Origin of the sequence: Prevotella sp. ICM33, assembly GCF_000517825.1 — a bacterium.
In the GTDB taxonomy this organism is placed as follows: Bacteria; Bacteroidota; Bacteroidia; order Bacteroidales; family Bacteroidaceae; genus Prevotella; species Prevotella melaninogenica.
The window spans coordinates 30,933-48,591 of the sequence record NZ_JACD01000062.1 but is presented as its reverse complement, the minus strand read 5'-3'; the positions used below and the strand labels follow the sequence as shown (position 1 = coordinate 48,591).

11 protein-coding genes and 1 tRNA gene are annotated in these 17,659 nt (G+C 42.5%); 7 read left to right on the top strand and 5 right to left on the bottom strand.

Annotation, left to right across the window (positions count from 1 at the left end; genetic code table 11):
- Positions 1-95: 95 nt before the first annotated feature.
- Positions 96-2,261 carry a family 20 glycosylhydrolase gene (locus tag HMPREF1505_RS07240; protein WP_036924092.1) on the bottom strand — a complete coding sequence of 722 codons (2,166 nt, stop codon included), beginning with the start codon at positions 2,259-2,261 and terminating at the stop codon, positions 96-98.
- A gap of 282 nt (positions 2,262-2,543) precedes the next feature.
- Here HMPREF1505_RS07240 and HMPREF1505_RS07235 point away from each other — a divergent pair, with 282 nt between their 5' ends.
- Positions 2,544-3,629, top strand: coding sequence for a hypothetical protein (locus HMPREF1505_RS07235; RefSeq protein WP_036924090.1), 1,086 nt, complete (start codon positions 2,544-2,546; stop codon positions 3,627-3,629).
- Between the two features lie 376 nt (positions 3,630-4,005).
- Here the strand turns inward: HMPREF1505_RS07235 and HMPREF1505_RS07230 are convergent.
- A tRNA-Pro gene (locus HMPREF1505_RS07230) sits at positions 4,006-4,080 on the bottom strand.
- Positions 4,081-4,204: 124 nt separating this feature from the next.
- Between HMPREF1505_RS07230 and HMPREF1505_RS07225 the strand changes: the two genes are divergently transcribed.
- The 5 genes from HMPREF1505_RS07225 to tsaE all read left to right on the top strand — a co-directional run bounded on the left by HMPREF1505_RS07225 (position 4,205) and on the right by tsaE (position 11,741).
- Positions 4,205-5,458, top strand: coding sequence for a 3-phosphoshikimate 1-carboxyvinyltransferase (locus HMPREF1505_RS07225; RefSeq protein WP_036924089.1), 1,254 nt, complete (start codon positions 4,205-4,207; stop codon positions 5,456-5,458).
- Positions 5,459-5,500: 42 nt separating this feature from the next.
- Positions 5,501-5,899, top strand: a complete 399-nt coding sequence (locus tag HMPREF1505_RS07220; protein WP_013264521.1) for a hypothetical protein — start codon at positions 5,501-5,503, stop codon at positions 5,897-5,899.
- Positions 5,900-5,966: 67 nt separating this feature from the next.
- Positions 5,967-9,464, top strand: a complete 3,498-nt coding sequence (locus HMPREF1505_RS07215; protein WP_036924087.1) for a tetratricopeptide repeat protein — start codon at positions 5,967-5,969, stop codon at positions 9,462-9,464.
- Between the two features lie 18 nt (positions 9,465-9,482).
- Positions 9,483-11,099 carry a bifunctional response regulator/alkaline phosphatase family protein gene (locus HMPREF1505_RS07210; RefSeq protein WP_036924085.1) on the top strand — a complete coding sequence of 539 codons (1,617 nt, stop codon included), beginning with the start codon at positions 9,483-9,485 and terminating at the stop codon, positions 11,097-11,099.
- Between the two features lie 231 nt (positions 11,100-11,330).
- Positions 11,331-11,741, top strand: a complete 411-nt coding sequence (gene tsaE, locus HMPREF1505_RS07205; protein WP_036924073.1) for a tRNA (adenosine(37)-N6)-threonylcarbamoyltransferase complex ATPase subunit type 1 TsaE — start codon at positions 11,331-11,333, stop codon at positions 11,739-11,741.
- A 331-nt stretch (positions 11,742-12,072) separates the two neighbouring features.
- Here the strand turns inward: tsaE and HMPREF1505_RS07200 are convergent, their stop codons facing one another.
- The 3 genes from HMPREF1505_RS07200 to HMPREF1505_RS07190 are packed head-to-tail and all read right to left on the bottom strand — an operon-like array spanning position 12,073 to position 13,776.
- The gene (locus HMPREF1505_RS07200; protein ID WP_036924070.1) at positions 12,073-12,345 is read right to left on the bottom strand and encodes a DUF4834 family protein; all 273 of its coding nucleotides are present in this window, start codon (positions 12,343-12,345) and stop codon (positions 12,073-12,075) included.
- A gap of 22 nt (positions 12,346-12,367) precedes the next feature.
- The gene (pssA, locus tag HMPREF1505_RS07195; protein WP_036924068.1) at positions 12,368-13,069 is read right to left on the bottom strand and encodes a CDP-diacylglycerol--serine O-phosphatidyltransferase; all 702 of its coding nucleotides are present in this window, start codon (positions 13,067-13,069) and stop codon (positions 12,368-12,370) included.
- A gap of 2 nt (positions 13,070-13,071) precedes the next feature.
- Entirely contained in the window at positions 13,072-13,776 is a 705-nt protein-coding gene (locus HMPREF1505_RS07190) for a phosphatidylserine decarboxylase family protein (protein ID WP_013264863.1), read from the bottom strand.
- Positions 13,777-13,907: 131 nt separating this feature from the next.
- Between HMPREF1505_RS07190 and dnaE the strand changes: the two genes are divergently transcribed.
- A complete protein-coding gene (gene dnaE / locus HMPREF1505_RS07185) occupies positions 13,908-17,627 on the top strand; it encodes a DNA polymerase III subunit alpha (RefSeq protein ID WP_036924065.1) in 3,720 nt (1,239 codons plus the stop codon).
- Positions 17,628-17,659: the final 32 nt, after the last annotated feature.

The window sequence follows — 17,659 nt, the reverse complement described above, 5'->3', positions numbered from 1 at the left end:
TAATTCATTACCTTCGTGATGATACTTTTATTTATAACGGTCTGTCGTCATCGTAAAGACTTTCTTTTTACAAGCTGACAACCACCATCATCACTCTATCTTACGTTTACAGCGATACCACGACGTTGCATATCATCTGTCAGCGGACGAACTCGTGTGAGGAACTCCTTATAACTTCTACGTTCTGGTACACTCCATCCTGCCTCAGCCAAAGCGGCTGCACGTGGGAAAGCTTGATAGTAAATTCGTTCTGTGGAGTTGATACATTCACTCCAAAGCGTTCCACTCACACCGAGCAGATTATCACGTACAAACACGCTATCCTGCCCCCATGCAGGGTCAAGACGATAGGTTTGTTCAAGCGTTGTTACCGGCATTCCCCAGTTTTTCTCTGGCATATCCCCCTTCTGCTGTGGATAGTCAAGATAGCAGTGTTCACCCGGACAGAGCATTATCTTCGCCTTATTGCGTACGGCAGCATCAATAGCCGTCTTCGTCAAACCATGTCGCCAAGCATAGACCACACAACCCGGCTGAATCGTCTTAAACTCCTGTTCATACCAATACATTGGGGTCTTACCCAATGACTGAAGTTTATTAATCACGCGATCAAAGAGATATTGCTGCAACTGCCAGTTCTCTGTGTACCCTTCTTTCTTCTTCAGTGCTGTACAAGCTGCGCAATCTGACCATGCCCCCAATGGTGGCTGCCCAGCCTCATCACCACCCAAATGAACGTATGGAGCAGGGAACACATCGGCTAACTCTGTCAGAACATTATCGAGAAACTCATAAACAAAAGGTTCTGCAGGACATAGTAACTCATTACTCACACCACAAGTCAAGCGAATAGGTACAGGCTTCTTGGCGCAAGAGAGCTGTGGAAAGCAGTGAACAGCAGCTACCTCATGCCCTGGGAGTTCAATCTCTGGAATCACCATAACATGATATTGTGCTGCAAAACGAACCAATTCGCGCATCTGGTCTTGGGTATAATAACCGCTGATACGCTCTGGCATGTCATCCATTCCGACACGATCAGACGCCTTCTCAATGAGTTCTGGGTATTTCTTTATCTCTATACGCCATGCCTGATCGTCTACCAAATGAAGATGGAGTGCATTAAACTTATAGCGTGCCATCTCAACAATAAAGCCCTTCAAATCCTCAAACGGAATAAAATGACGCACTGGATCAACCATCAATTCACGGATTGCCGTACGTGGTTCGTCCACAATATTGAGCGCAGGAATCTTCACTGAACGTGAGGAAACACCATTACCAATACAGAGTTGTTCGAGTGTCATCAATCCATAGAACACCGCTGTTGCTGTACGTCCTTTGATTGTTACTCCTTTATCATTCACCTGCAAGGTGTAAGCCTCATCATTGGTAAGCGACTTGTCAAGTGCAAGACGCACCATCGGACCAGTCTTTCGTCCTTTCTTATAGACTGTTCGCTCACCGAGAATGCGCTCAGCTTGCATCTTTTCATTACTCAATTCCTGTGGAGCCTCTACCCCTACAACATCTTTCCATTTGAGAGGAAGACTATTTTTGTAGACTTCTAACTTGAGAGGACGAGGTACGAGGAGATTCTCTGGGTCGCATACATTCTCCATTTCATGCCGTGAGAAGAAGTTTCGCCAGCCCGGTGCGTTACGATATGCCTTCTTTGCTTGAGCAGGAACGATGAGTTTCACACGGCTAAGATCTATACCATCAAAAGCATTGTCAGCACAAGCAGGAGGAACAACAGCCGAGAGACGAACTTCACGAAGTCCACGACAATTAGCAAAAGCGAAAGCACCTATACGTGTAGAGCCGTCGAAAGACAATTCTGTCAACTGACGACAACCATTAAAAGCTGATGCATCTACCACACGTGTAGTTGCTGGGAAATATAGTTTTCCACTGATTCCGTCACAAGCAAAGAACGCTTGCGTACCGATAGAATCAAGTTTTGGGGGGAGTGTAAGCGACGTAAGTCGATGACAAGAGTGCATCGCGTTGCGTGGTATCACTTTACAGTCGGACTGTGAAAGATCGAGTACGGTCTCATTCACTTTTACATCTCGCAACATTCTAAAGTTCTGTGCATTGGCTGACTGACCTAATAAAAAACAAGCAAAGAGCGTGAACACGCCTCTATCTAAACATCTTCTCCAAGAAGATATACTATTAAGTCCATTTTTTTTATGAATAAACAGCAGAGAATCCTGCAACAGATTTGCCCAAGAGATTACGCTCATTGTAGCCATTTTCTTGTTTAATTTAATTACGTAATACAATAGATTTTGGTTTTATCATCCCAATAGAGTAGGCAAAGATACAAATAAGATTTGAGATAAAAACATTTTCCTTTGACATAACATATAATTCAACAAACTATTATAAACATTGCGAGATATTGAAAAATCTTATTATCTTTGCCCTACTCTTTCCTCATAGAGTATGAAAACGAACTGCAATAGCAGGCAAATATAACCACCACTATTACTCGAAACAGTATGGAAACAAATATAACTAAAAACATAAAAGATATGGAAAAGACGTTTGAAAATCCTCAGCAGATAGGGACACAAGATAATAAGAGTGACAAGAACAAAGCGACATCTGCCTATACACAACAACAGTTAGAGGCAAACACGCAGATTAAAGGGTTTCTTGCCATATATCTCCTTACGGCCATCATTGGTGTTGCCTATAGCTTATTTCTCGGCTTGAAAGCCTATAATATATTAGGAGAAGACCTATCGAGCAATATTGCAATCGCAAATATATTTACCATTTTCACACTTTGCTACACAGGAGTCTACACCATCTATGCTTTTATAAGACGCAAGGCTAATGCCACGTTCTACGCTAAGGCCTATGCAGGACTGATGATCTTTGCTAACATACTGATACTCATCACTTCCCTTACAAAAGGACACTTGACAGCTGACTGCCTGCTTTACCTCGGTGGTCTCTGCCTCGGAATCATCTGGATGGGCTATTTGTTTGTCTCAACCAAGGCAAAGGAGGTTGTTCCCTCAGCCTGTCGTAATGCGCCACAAGTGAACCGAGCAGTCATAATAGGCCTGTTCACCACATCAGTCGTGCTATTCCTCTTAGGAACACCAGATTTAGTAATGAACTTTACAACCAAAGCTAAGCAGAAAAAAGAGATGCTTAGTAGGAAGCTACAGCCTAACCAACGTACCAATGGAGTGTTTATCTTTACAATTCCAAAAGGTTTCACCTGTAATAGAGAACAGCCTAAAGAAAAGTTACCTATCGACCCTTTGTTCGGATTACACAATAAATACGTTGGTGATGCGAGCCTAACTGCATTCTATTTATCTGATGAATATACAGAAAAAGTTTATAGGAATTGGGAAAAAGGAATACTCAAAAGTTTCGATGACGTTTCTACTCAACTGATTGCAGAGGGTCAAGAGAATATTAATGGCAACACTTGTACATACCGTATAAGGAAGATTGAGGAAAAAGGAGAAACTATCTTCTGGCGTTACTGTATCCTTATTGATAAGAAAAAAGAGAAGGCTTGTATCATATCTGCCTTCGACAATGGTGTATCTGTCGGTTATATCACCGAACTTATCAAATCTATAAAATTCGAATAAACACTTTTCTTCCTTAGGAAAGAGGGAAGATTGGCGGGAAGGTAGCCCCTACTTCCCCTTCTTTACATTATAGCGTAACACGCTGACAACCTGCCTTATACGAACGCAACAGAACTTTCTGAAGGGTTATAAACCCTCCTTACAATTAGTGCTAAGTCCCCACATTATGCATGTTCAGCCTCCGCACCATTGGTGCTGAGGCTCCGCACAACATGTGCTAAGCATCCGCACGTTTATAAGAAAGGGAAGAAAGGATTTATTGTTGCCCACTCTCAACATGGGATAAAGGGACATATGACATAAAGTAGGTCATCTGTATGATTTTTATAAACAAAAAAGAGGCCATAACAGCCTCTTTTGTAATCATATTTCACAGTCGGGATGACCAGACTCGAACTGGCGACCACTGGTCCCCCAGACCAGCATTCTAAACCTACTGAACTACATCCCGCTCTTTTTAAAGCAATGCAAAATTAGTTACTTTCCACCATATTAGCAAACTTTTGGACTTCTTTTTCTCTTATACCAAGTTTATTTCGTACTTTTGTCCTATAATAAATCTGCACTAAATACACATGCAATACATCATAACTTGCCCCGTACATATTGATACTTCTATCACGCTTCCCGCATCAAAAAGTATCAGTAATCGTGCATTGATTATCCAAGCACTAACAAAGGGAGGAATGATGCCAGAAAACCTATCGGATTGTGACGATACAGAGGTTATCATCCGTGGACTAAGTAAGCAGTCAGATGTAATCGATATCAAAGCTGCAGGAACAGCAATGCGCTTTATGACTGCTTATCTAAGTGCAACGGATGGAGAATATACAATCACAGGAACGGAACGAATGAAACATCGTCCGATTGGTATTCTCGTAGATGCACTACGTTATTTAGGGGCAGAGATTGAATATGTTGGCGAAGAAGGTTATCCCCCACTCCACATCCGTGGCAGACAACTTGAAGGAGGTTCATTGCAGATACCAGGCAACGTCAGTTCGCAGTATATCTCTGCACTATTGATGATTGCGCCTATTCTGACAAAAGGATTAGAACTAAAGCTGACGGGTAACATTATTTCACGACCTTACATAGACCTCACATTGCATCTTATGCATGAGTTTGGTGTATCGGCAGAATGGTCAGACTTTGATACAATTAGCGTAAAGTCACAAGCCTATCAGCAACGTGCCTACACAATAGAAAGTGATTGGAGCGCAGCAAGCTATTGGTATGAGATACTTGCTCTGACAGATGACACACGCTCAAAGGTAGCTTTGCAAGGACTGAAAGATGGTTCACGACAAGGCGACTCGGCTGTGCGCTATATCTTCTCACTATTAGGAATAAAGACAAGTTTTAAGGATAAAGATTCTAACGGCTTACCAGAAGCGATATTGACACGCCATTCACGAATGCTGAACAGAATGGAGTATGACTTTACCAATCAGCCAGACTTGGCCCAAACGCTCATCGCTGTGTGTCCGATATTAGGAATACCCTTCCATTTCACAGGCTTAGGTACGCTAAAAATCAAAGAGACTGACCGCATTGAAGCTATGAAGAGAGAGATGGAGAAGTTAGGTTATATCCTCTATGATGAGAATGGAACAGAGCTTTCGTGGAATGGTGAACGTTGCGAACCAATGGCAGAACCTATCATAGAAACCTACGAAGACCATCGCATGGCAATGTCGTTTGCCCCATTAGCTATCAAGTTGGGTGAGATACGTATCAATCATCCAGAGGTAGTTTCTAAGTCTTATCCCCATTATTGGGACGATTTACGCAAAGCGGGCTTCCATATACAAGAAGTGGATTAACCTACTCACAGAGCCGCTCAAACAATAAAACGAAGTAAAAGAATGAATATATTTTTCATTGGCATAGGTTCTCTTTTAATCTTAGCGATTATAGCTGCTATCGCAACAAAGCTCACCAAGAAGAAAGAAGGTGAGCCAGATGTTGTCATGCCGACATCTGGGGATTGTTCTTCTTGTGACGGAACAGACGACAAATGTGAACAGGTATGTATGATGGAAGCAGCTGTAAAAGGCGTAGAATACTATGACGATGAAGAACTTGATCGTTTTCGTGGTAGGCCGTCTGACCAATATACCGACGAGGAAGCTGAGGAGTTTGCAACGGTTCTTTATACGATGCAACCCCATGAGGTGAAAGGTTGGAACAGAAGCCTTATCCTTCGGGAAATCAACCTACCCAATCAAATTAAAGATGAATTGATAACAATGATAGAAGGTTAAGCTTGTTATATCTGTATCTATTGCTGTCTGAAGATACATGCTTTAGAACAGAACAATAAAAGGAAATGTGAAGAAAAGAGTATTAAGACATATTATCCCCTCTCTGTTGGCAATCAGTGTACTAACAATTATTAGTTGCTCAACAAAGAATAACACCGCGCAAACGCGTTGGTGGCATGCCTTCAATACACGTTATAACGTCTACTATAACGGTGCACAAGCTTATATTGATGGTTCATTAGAGAAGGAGAAGGGAAATAAGGATAACTTCACAGAACTCATCCCACTCTATACTGTCGGCAATAAGAATAGTCGTGACTTAGGAAAGGGTAACTTCGATAGAGCTATAGAAAAGGCTGAGAAGGCGGTTGCAAAGCATAGTATCAAGAAAAGACCAGAATGGACAAAGAGCAGACGAAAGACAGAAAAGGACATAGAATGGCTATCGCGCCGTGAATATAACCCCTTCTTATGGAAGGCATGGATGCTCATGGGGCGTTCACAATTCCATAAAGGTGCCTTTGAAGAAGCGGCTGCTACCTTTGCTTATATGAGCCGCATCTACAAAGGACAACCTGCAATCTATGGGAAAGCAAGGGCTTGGTTAGCTAAATGTTACATAGAACAAGACTGGCTCTATGATGCTGAGGATGTCATTCGGAATATGCAGCGCGACTCTTTGGACTGGCGAGCTGTGAAAGAATGGGACTATACCTATGCTGATTATTACCTGCATTCAGGTGAGTTTGAGAAGGCTGTTCCTTATCTCCAAAAGGTTATCAAGCATGAAATGCGTAAGAAGCAGAAGGCTCGTGAGCTGTATCTGCTTGGACAGGTATTGGCTTCACTTGGCAGAAATGAGGAAGCCTACAAAGCGTTCCAACGTGTAATTCGTACCAACCCTCCCTATGAATTAGAGTTCAATGCACGTATTGCACAGACTGAAGTTACCGCTAAGGGGCAGACAAAGAAGATGATTAGTAAGCTCAAGCAAATGGCTGCTTCGGACAATAACAAGGAGTATCTTGACCAAGTGTATTACGCAATGGGTAACATACACCTTGCTGCACGAGATACGCTTGCAGCCATTAATGCATACGAGTTAGGTAACAAGAAGGCAACAAGAAGTGGTATTGAGAAAGGCGTATTACTGCTCCACCTCGGTGATCTCTACTGGGCAAAGGAACGCTTTGGAGATGCTAAACGATGCTATGGAGAAGCTATCGGACTCCTTGATAAGGACCGCAAAGACTATGAGCAGTTGTCTGAACGTTCAAAGATATTGGACGAATTAGCGCCTTATACAGATGCCGTACAGCTCCAAGACTCGCTTCAATATCTTGCAAAATGTTCAGAACAAGAGCGTAATGCTGCGATTGATCGTGTTATCACAGCCCTTAAGAAGAAAGAAAAAGAAGAACGACAGCTGCAGACTGCAATGAATAATGGACAGCAGCAAGGTATGGATGGCAACTTTGGAAACAATAACCTTGGGACGCCTAAGCCTTTAAATAATAGACAACAGCAAGGAAATACGTGGTATTTCTATAACCCAACAGCGGTTCAACAAGGTAAGACTACCTTCCAACAACTATGGGGTAAACGAGAGAATGTTGATAACTGGCAGCGCGTTAATCAAAGCGTTGTGGGCAAAATAGGCAATACCAACATGCCTATTGAACTTACAGAGCGGCAAAGGGATTCTATCATGCACGCTGAAGCACGACAGGATTCTATCAAACAAGCAGCTGACTCGCTTAAGAATGACCCTCATAAACGTGAGTATTATCTGTCACAGATACCGTTCACTGCGGAACAGCTGGAGGCAAGTAATAAGATATTAGAAGATGGTTTGCACCATTCTGGTGTTATCTTTAAGGACAGACTCGACAACCTTCGGTTAGCTGAAAAGGCCTTAAGGCGTGTGAGTGACAACTATCCTGACTATGAACAGATGGATGATGTGTACTATCATCTCTACCTACTCTACATGCGTAAGAATGAACCACAGGTGGCTGAGAACTATGTTACACGCCTAAGTCAGAAGTTCCCAAAGAGCAAGTGGACTGCTCTCCTTACTGATCCGTACTACAAACAGAACCTTCGTTTCGGTGTACAGATAGAAGATTCTCTCTATGCAGCAACCTACGAAGCCTTCAAACAAGGCCGATATGGTGAGGTTGCAGCTAACACTCGCATCTCGAATTCACGTTTCCCAATGGGTGCCAATAGGGATAAGTTCCTCTTCATTGGAGGATTGGGTAAACTGAACAATGGCGATCCTACGGGTTGTGTCAATGACATGAAAGAGGTTGTACAGAAGTATCCTAACAGTCGTATAAGCGAGATGGCGGGTATGATTGTTAATGGTGTGCAAGCTGGTAAGAAGCTGCGTGGAGGTAAGTTTGACCTTGACGACATCTGGAGCTATCGTGCAAACGTAATGAAAGATAGCGATAGCATACAACAAGCTAAGCTTTCTTCAGAGCGTGATATAGACTTCAAGTTCCTGTTAGTGTACCACCCTGACTCCGTGAAAGAGAATAAGTTACTATTCGAATTAGCACGCTTCAATTTCACAAACTTCCTCGTTCGTAACTTTGAAATTGAGATAGAAGACCTCAATGGCTTACATCAGATGCAGGTATCAGGCTTCCGTAGCTTTGATGAGGCTTATCAATATGCACGCCAATTATTCGCATCACAGGCTGTAGTACAGCAGATGGGCAAGAGCACAAAGGGTATTATAATCAGCGATAAGAACCTTAAACTGATAGGAACAATATACAGTTATAAGGACTACGAGGCGTTCTATGCAAAGCATTTTGCACCTTTAGTAGTGACACAAAGATACTTACTTAGTGAGCCAGCTGAGGTTGCAACACCACGTGAACGCGATATACAGCAGGAGATAGAACAGAAACATGCAAATGATCCAGACCTCTATCCTGACACACAGGACGTACCTGTTGACAACACGATGACTATCCCAATGGAGGAGTCAAAGCCTAAGAAGACAGAACAGAAGGTCGTTGAACAAAATAACAACACCTTTGAGATTCCTGTAGAGGACAAGAAGCAAGTTGCAGAAGATAAGAAACCTGCAACTGAGAAGAAGCCTATAATAGAAGAAAAGAAGCCTATAACGGAGGAGAAAAAGCCTATACTGGACGACAACAGCACTTACTTCATACCAGAGGAGGAACCTGCAAAGCCAACTACTCCTGTGACACCGGCTAAGCCAACAGTGCCAACAACTCCAGACAAGACAACTAAGCCTGTTATACCAGCTAAGCCTACGACTCCAGTAGCACCAGCAAAGACAACAAAACCAGTGGCAACGGACAAGTCTGCTAAGCCTACAGCACCAAAGACGCAACAGCCTTCTACGCAGAAGTCGCAGACCACTCCTGTGCAGAAAAAGAAGGTTTCGGATGACGGTCCGATAATCTACTTCGGTGATGAAGTTCCACAACAGAACAAGACAAACAACAAGAATAATAAAAAGAACCAGCCCATCCAGAACGATATCGAAGATGAATACTACGATTTGGAGGGGTTCTAAGGAAAGGAGATAACAACTATGAGCAATGGATTGTTACTTTGGGTAGATGATGAGATTGAGTTGTTAAAGGCTCATATCATCTTCCTTGAGAAGAAAGGATACGAAGTGGTGACGGTCAGCAATGGTACTGATGCCATTGACCAATGCCAAACACAGACATTCGATCTCGTTCTCTTGGACGAGCAGATGCCTGGATTATCAGGTTTAGAGACGTTACAACGTATTAAGGAGATTCAACCTGCCACACCTATCGTCATGGTGACGAAGAGCGAGGAGGAAGACATAATGAACCAGGCTATCGGTGCGAAGATTGCCGATTACCTCATTAAGCCTGTCAACCCTAATCAGATTCTCCTTACACTGAAGAAGAATATCCACCAAAAGGAGATTGTTACGGAAGTAACTCAAAGCGGTTATCAGCAGAACTACCAACAAATTGCTATGCAGATAGCCGACTGCCGAACATTCAATGACTGGAAGGAAGTCTATCGGAAGCTTGTACACTGGGAACTGGAACTAAGCAGTGCTGATAGCAATATGACCGAAATGCTGAAAATGCAAAAGGAAGAAGCCAACAATGGTTTTGCTAAATACATTGCGAAGAACTATCTTGATTGGGTAGCACCACAAGACAACAAAGTCAGCAATAGCTTCTCTAAATTGGCTGGACAGAAGAAACAGCAGACGAACAACGCTGATAATCGTCCGTTGCTTAGTACTGATATCTTCAAAAGTAAGGTGTTCCCACTCATTGACAAAGGTGAGAAGGTGTTCCTCATCGTCATTGATAACTTCCGACTCGACCAATGGCGCATTCTCTCAAAAGAGATTGGCGACATGTTCGACATTGAAGAAGACCTCTACATGAGTATTCTTCCAACTGCCACACAGTATGCTCGTAATGCTATTTTCAGCGGTCTTATGCCAAAGCAGATAGCAACAATGTTCCCAGAACTATGGGTAGACGAAGACGAGGAAGAAGGTAAAAACCTCAACGAGGAACCCCTCATTCAGACACAGATAGACCGCTATCGCCGACATGATAAGTTCTCTTATCATAAGATTAACGACTCTACCGGTGCTGACAAGTTCATGCAACAATATAAGAACCTTGCGCAGAACGACCTCAACGTACTTGTAGTAAACTTCGTCGACATGCTTTCTCACGCTCGCACTGAGATGAGAATGATACGTGAATTAGCAAGTAACGAGAGCGCATATCGCTCTATTACGCTTAGTTGGTTCCAACATAGCGTATTAGCAGATGTATTCAAAGAGTTGGCACAGTCTGACTATAAGGTCATCATTACAACTGATCACGGCTCTATCCGTACGACAAATCCAGTCAAGATTATCGGTGACCGCAATACAAATACCAATCTGCGTTATAAATTAGGAAAGAGCCTCAACTACGATGCACGTCAGGTATTCGCTATCAAGAATCCTCATCTTGCACAGCTACCTGCGCCAAACCTCAGCACAAGCTATGTCTTTGCTACTGGCGATTCATTCTTTGCCTATCCGAATAATTATAACTATTACGTCTCTTACTACAAAGATACATTCCAGCACGGAGGTATCTCAATGGAAGAAATGATTGTGCCATTGGCAACACTCAGTCCGAGAAAGAGGTAAGAGGAAGCCTCCCCCAACCCCTCCGAAAGGAGGGGAGATTTCCTCAAAAGTTATCACAAGATGAGCCAGAGAGTTTGTCGTATAAGGAAATGAATATCTAAAGAAAAGGATGGTTGTGGCAGAAATGGTCAGAAATAGAAGTCTATAAAGCTATCAAAGACTTATAAAAACTATTGATTGACAAGCTACTTATAACCAACTACCGCATAAACAGAATAAAAAGAAAACAATATGGAAATTACAATCAAAAGCCTCGATACCATCCATGAGGCTGCAAAGGAATTTGTCAAAGGGATGGGTGATGGAAAGGTATTCGCTTTCTACGGAAAGATGGGTGCTGGAAAGACCACTTTTATCAAGGCACTTTGCGAGGTCTTGGGCGTAGAAGATGTTATCACCTCCCCTACTTTCGCTATTATCAACGAATATACGGATGGCAACGGCGACCCAATCTATCACTTTGACTTCTATCGTATTAAGAAGTTGGAAGAAGTATATGACATGGGATATGAGGACTACTTCTATAGTGGTAACCTCTGCTTGTTGGAATGGCCAGAACTCATCGAGGAGATTCTCCCTGAGAACGTAATCAAGGTTACTATCGAAGAACAACCAGATGGTACTCGTAAGCTGAGTTGTTAACAAGAAAGGAACATCAAAAAGTAGTTCATGCGAATGTGAAATATCTTTACACAAACTGCCGTCCATAGGTCAATTTAGAAGGATAAAAACGCATTTTCGAGCACACTTGTAACTATCTTGTATTCAAAACGTTACAAAACAGCAAAAGAATAGGTGCTTAGTAAGCCTCTTAAAGGGCGTTAGTAAGACCTCAAAAGGGCGTCTTTTAGAAGCCAATTAAGGCTCAATTCGAATACAATTAAGCATCAATTGAAAATGTATAGATAAAAAAATAGGACAAATCAAGTTGATTTGTCCTATTCTGTTTATGTATGTAATGTTGTTTTACATCTTATTTTTCTTGTGTATCATCAGACTCGGTGAAGTCAACATACTCGCCTTCGCTGTCTGGAATAACCTGCTTATGACGCTCCTCCATTGGGCGATTATCGATAATAGTATTCTCTGTAGAGCTTGGTTCTTGATACTGATAGTTGTTAGGATTAAACTGACGACGTGCGCGTGTCATCTGCTTATAGAATGCAAAAGCCACCCATAAGATAATCACAAAAAACGCTATAAAGAAGAAGAACGCAAACTTCAGAATAAAAGCAATTATTGACATAGCTTTGAACTTATATCCCTTACTATTTTGTAGGGGATTGTTTTACGATAGCTGACAGTATCACATACCATGCAATGATGATAGCAAATGCAGAGATACCAAAGATAATAACCAATGGACAACAAGTAATCAAGAAGAGATACTTCACCTCATTACCCTTGAATGACCAGTGCTTGAACTTTAAAGCAAACATTGGAATCTCTGAAACGAGCAGCCAAGAACTAATAAGAACACCTGCAAGAATAAAGTATAAAGCCCATGGACGGGTTTCTAACTTCTCCCCTACACCTACAAGAAGTGAACCCCAAAAGAGTGCATTCGCTGGTGTTGGCAATCCTATAAAACCTAATGACTGACGTTCATCAAGATTGAACTTTGCAAGACGCAAGGCCGAGAAAGCTGCTATGATAAAGGCTGTATAAGGCAGATAGTCGCGTAATGGCTCAAGAAAAACAGGATAAGACATTACGTATAACTGTGAAAAAATGATAGCTGATGGTGCTGCACCGAAAGTAATAACGTCTGCCAAAGAGTCTAACTCCTTACCAATAGGAGAACTAACATTCAGTAAGCGTGCTACCATTCCATCAAAGAAATCAAACACAGCACCTATAATAATAAATAGCAAAGCAACCTCTATCTTGCCTGCAAAAGCAAAACCAATAGCGATGCAACCAGAGATAAGGTTGCAACAAGTAATACTATTAGGAATATGTTTCTTCATCTTTACTTGTTATTTGGCTTCAACTTAGCAATCACTGTTTGGTCACCTGTTGTCGACTGTCCCATCTTAACACATACCTCAGAACCTACAGGAAGGAAGATATCAACACGACTACCTAACTTAATAAAACCAAGATGCTCATCAATATAACAATCTTCACCAGGTTTAGCGTATGTCACGATACGGCGTGCCATAGCACCTGCTATCTGACGACAGAGGATGTCTGTACCATCAGGAGTTGTGATGATAGTATCTGCATGTTCGTTCTCCTCACTTGCCTTAGGTAACCAAGCCTTGTGGAAGTTACCATCAAAATGCTGTACAGACTTTACTACTCCATCTACAGGGAACCAATTGGCATGAACGTTCCATAGACTCATAAAGATTGAAATCATTAATCGGCGTTCATGAAAATATTCGTTTTCGTCTACCTCTTCTATAACAACGATATGGCCGTCGGCTGGAGCTACGACAATACCCTCCGTATCCTCACTACCAAAATAGCGGATAGGACACTGATAGAAATTAAGTACTATACCATAGACAGTACCGAACACGACTGTAAAAATCCAAAATGGTATCTTCGTTGGAACTGCAAACCAGAGAACCAAAGCTATAAGGACAAGACCTATACCTCCGTAGAGCAGTGTATTTGTCCCTTCGTGATGGATTCTAATCTTTTTGAGTTTCTTTTTTATTTTTCCCATGGTCGATAAACGACGTATTTGTTTTGTTGCAAAGGTACTTCTTTTTTGTCATTTCCACAAATTTTCACTCTCAATCTTTTGTTATGTCGGCTTTTCATAGTAACTTTACAGCTCAAAAACGCATAAGTTCAATGGAAGATTACGTACATTTACACGTCCACACCAATTATTCTATTCTTGATGGTCAGTCTAAGGTTACACGCCTTGTTGATAAGGCTATTGCAGACGGAATGAAGGGTATGGCGATTACTGATCATGGTGTGATGTTCGGCATAAAAGAGTTTGCTGACTATTGTGCTAAGGTCAATAAAGGTAGGAAAGAGAAGGGTGAAGAGCCTTTCAAGCCTATCTTCGGATGTGAGATGTATGTAGCACGTCGCACAATGCATGATAAGGATAAGAGTATGCATGATAATTCAGGCTACCACCTTATCGTATTGGCAAAGAACTATACAGGGTACAAGAACCTTATTAAACTTGTATCTAATGCGTGGGTAGATGGTTATTACTATCGTCCCCGAACGGACCGTGAGCAGCTTGAGAAGTATCATGAAGGACTGATTGTGTGTACGGCTTGTATTGCAGGCGAAGTCCCTAACAAGATTATCCATGATGATATCGAGGGTGCAAGAGAAGCTTGTGAATGGTATCATCGTGTCTTTGGAGATGATTTCTACCTTGAGTTGCAACGTCATGAAGTAAAAGACCCAAGTTTAGTGGCAAACCGTGAGGCTTATCCTTTACAGCAGAAAGCCAATAAAGTACTCATGAAGTTTGCACAAGAATATGGTATAAAGATAGTATGTACCAATGACTGTCACTTCGAAGACAAGGAGACAGCCGAGGCACATGACCACTTACTCTGTCTTTCAACGAATGAAGATTTAGATGATCCAAAGCGTATGCGCTACTCTAAACAAGAGTGGTTTAAAACGCGTTCAGAGATGAATGAGATATTCTCAGACATCCCAGAAGCAATGACAAATACGCTGGAAATCTTAAATAAGGTAGAGACTTATGATATTAATCATGGTCCTATCATGCCTTTCTTCCCGATCCCAGAAGACTTCGGAACGGAAGAAGAATGGAAAAAGAAGTTCACTGAGGAAGACTTATACAAGGAGTTTACCACCGACGAGAACGGTGAGAACCCTCTTTCCCCTGAAGAAGGACAGAAGGTTATCGACCGTTTAGGCGGCTATGAGAAGATGTATCGCATTAAGTTCGAAGCCGATTATCTTGCGAAATTAGCCTACGATGGTGCCAAAAAACTATATGGCGACCCTCTTTCTGACGAGGTTAAGAATCATATTCGCTTTGAGTTACACGTCATGAAGACGATGGGTTTCCCTGGTTACTTCCTTATAGTGCAAGACTTTATTAATGCTGCACGACAGGAATTAGACGTAATGGTGGGTCCAGGTCGTGGATCAGCAGCAGGTTCTGTAGTGGCTTATTGCTTAGGAATTACGCAGATTGATCCATTGAAGTACGACCTACTTTTTGAGCGATTCCTCAACCCTGACCGTGTCAACCTCCCTGATATTGATACCGACTTCGATGATGACGGACGCGGCCGTGTGCTGCAGTGGGTAATGGATAAGTACGGACACGAGAACTGTGCACATATTATTACCTACTCTACAATGGCAACAAAGAACTCTATCAAGGATGTTGCTCGCGTAGAGAAACTACCGTCAGATGTCTCTAATGCCCTTTGTAAGGCGATTCCAGAACGCTTACCTAATGGCATGAAGATGAACTTAACGAATGCTATCAAGTGTACCCCAGAGCTGCAGAATGCAGAGGTTAGTGAAGACATAAGGGAGCGTAATACGATTAAATACGCCAAGATGTTAGAGGGAACTGTGCGTGGAACGGGTATCCATGCCTGTGGATTCATTATCTGTCGTAACCCTATTGATGAATGGGTGCCTATTTCTACGGCAACAGACCCAGACTTCCCAGAGAAGAAGGTACCTGTGACCCAGTATGATGGTCACGTAATTGAGTCTACTGGTCTTATCAAAATGGACTTCCTCGGACTGAAAACTCTCTCCGAGTTAAAGGAAGCTTGCAAGGTTGTTAAGCAGACAACTGGCGACGTGATTGACCTTGAGAAGATTCCTATTGATGACGAATTGACCTACCAACTCTATCAACGTGGACAAACCGTTGGTACTTTCCAGTTTGAGTCGGCAGGTATGCAGAAATACCTTCGTGAGCTTCATCCAACTGTGTTTGAAGACCTCATCGCCATGAATGCGCTCTATCGTCCGGGTCCAATGGATTATATCCCTGACTTTATCAAGCGTAAGCATGACCCATCTTTGGTGAAGTACGATATCCCATGTATGGAGAAGTACCTCAAAGACACATACGGTATCACAGTCTATCAGGAGCAAGTTATGCTCTTGAGTCGCCAGTTAGCCAACTTTACACGTGGTGAGAGTGATGCTCTTCGTAAGGCAATGGGTAAGAAGATGAAGGCTATCGTCGACAAGATGAAGCCTAAGTTCATCAAGCAAGGACAAGAGAACGGACACGACCCACAGATACTTGAGAAGATATGGAGCGACTGGGAGAAGTTCGCCAGCTATGCTTTCAATAAGTCACATGCCACTTGCTACTCATGGGTAGCTTACCAGACAGCCTACATGAAGGCGCATTATCCAGCCGAATACATGGCTGCGTTGATGACACGTCGCTTCAGTCAGATTACCGAAATCACTAAGTTGATGGAGGAATGTAAGGCATTGAAGATTGCAACCCTTGGTCCTGATGTCAACGAGAGTCAGATTGGCTTTGGTGTGAATAAGCATGGAGAGATTCGCTTCGGACTCTCTGCTATCAAGGGAATGGGCGCAAGTGCGGCTGATAGTATTGTACGTGAACGCATGGAGAATGGTCCTTATAAGGATATATATGACTTTGCTGAGCGTGTCGACCTCAGTAATGTGAACCGCAAAGCATTTGAAAGTTTGGCTTATAGTGGTGGTTTCGACAGCTTCGGTTTACAGCGAGAACAATACTTTGCAGTCACTGCAAAGGGTGATTTGTTCTTAGATACTATTGTCCGTTATGGGCAGCTTTTCCAAGCCGAAAAGGCACAACAACAGAACTCCCTCTTCGGAGGTATGGATGCTATTGATGTAGTACATCCTATTGCACCAAAGGCAGAGAAGTGGCCAGTCATTGAGAAATTAAACAAAGAGCGTGAACTTGTTGGTATCTATCTGTCAGCCCACCCACTCGATGAATACAGTGTTGTACTGAATAACATGTGTAACACTCGTTGCTCTATGATAGGTCGCAATGCGAATATGACAGAATTGGCAAAAGCTGACGAAGTGACATTTGGCGGTATTGTCACATCTGTAAACGAACGTTTCTCACAAAAGACAGGAAAGCCTTTTGGCTTTGTCACGATAGAAGACTTTGAAGGAACGGGCGAATTAGCATTGTTTGGTGACGACTGGGCACGGTGGAACAACCTCCTGAAGATGAACTACACCGTCTATATAACAGCTAAATGTCAGCCTCGTTACCGCAATAATCCTGACATGTTAGAGCTAAAAGTGCAGAAGATTGAGCAACTCTATGACGTGAAACAAAATCGTTTGGAACGCTTTACCATCTCTATGGATGCAACAGCTTTAGACGATGCCTTCGTTTCGGAATTAGCAACAGTCATCGAGGAACACATCGGCAACACACAACTTTACATACAGTTGCGAACGCCTGACAACACAGTTCTTATGCTAAGGAGTAAGAATGGTGGCGTTAACGTCGACCGTACGCTGATAGACTTTATCTCGTCGAATGAGAAGATGGAGTTCCATATAAACTAAATCAAAAGTGGCACAATCTTTGATGATGAGTA

Coding starts and splice junctions, on each gene's coding strand:
- HMPREF1505_RS07220 (WP_013264521.1), top strand. CDS start 5,501: ATGAATATATTTTTCATTGGCATAGGTTCTCTTTTAATCTTAGCGATT.
- dnaE (WP_036924065.1), top strand. CDS start 13,908: ATGGAAGATTACGTACATTTACACGTCCACACCAATTATTCTATTCTT.
- HMPREF1505_RS07190 (WP_013264863.1), bottom strand. CDS start 13,776: ATGGGAAAAATAAAAAAGAAACTCAAAAAGATTAGAATCCATCACGAA.
- HMPREF1505_RS07240 (WP_036924092.1), bottom strand. CDS start 2,261: ATGGCTACAATGAGCGTAATCTCTTGGGCAAATCTGTTGCAGGATTCT.
- tsaE (WP_036924073.1), top strand. CDS start 11,331: ATGGAAATTACAATCAAAAGCCTCGATACCATCCATGAGGCTGCAAAG.
- HMPREF1505_RS07200 (WP_036924070.1), bottom strand. CDS start 12,345: ATGTCAATAATTGCTTTTATTCTGAAGTTTGCGTTCTTCTTCTTTATA.
- HMPREF1505_RS07235 (WP_036924090.1), top strand. CDS start 2,544: ATGGAAAAGACGTTTGAAAATCCTCAGCAGATAGGGACACAAGATAAT.
- HMPREF1505_RS07210 (WP_036924085.1), top strand. CDS start 9,483: ATGAGCAATGGATTGTTACTTTGGGTAGATGATGAGATTGAGTTGTTA.
- pssA (WP_036924068.1), bottom strand. CDS start 13,069: ATGAAGAAACATATTCCTAATAGTATTACTTGTTGCAACCTTATCTCT.
- HMPREF1505_RS07225 (WP_036924089.1), top strand. CDS start 4,205: ATGCAATACATCATAACTTGCCCCGTACATATTGATACTTCTATCACG.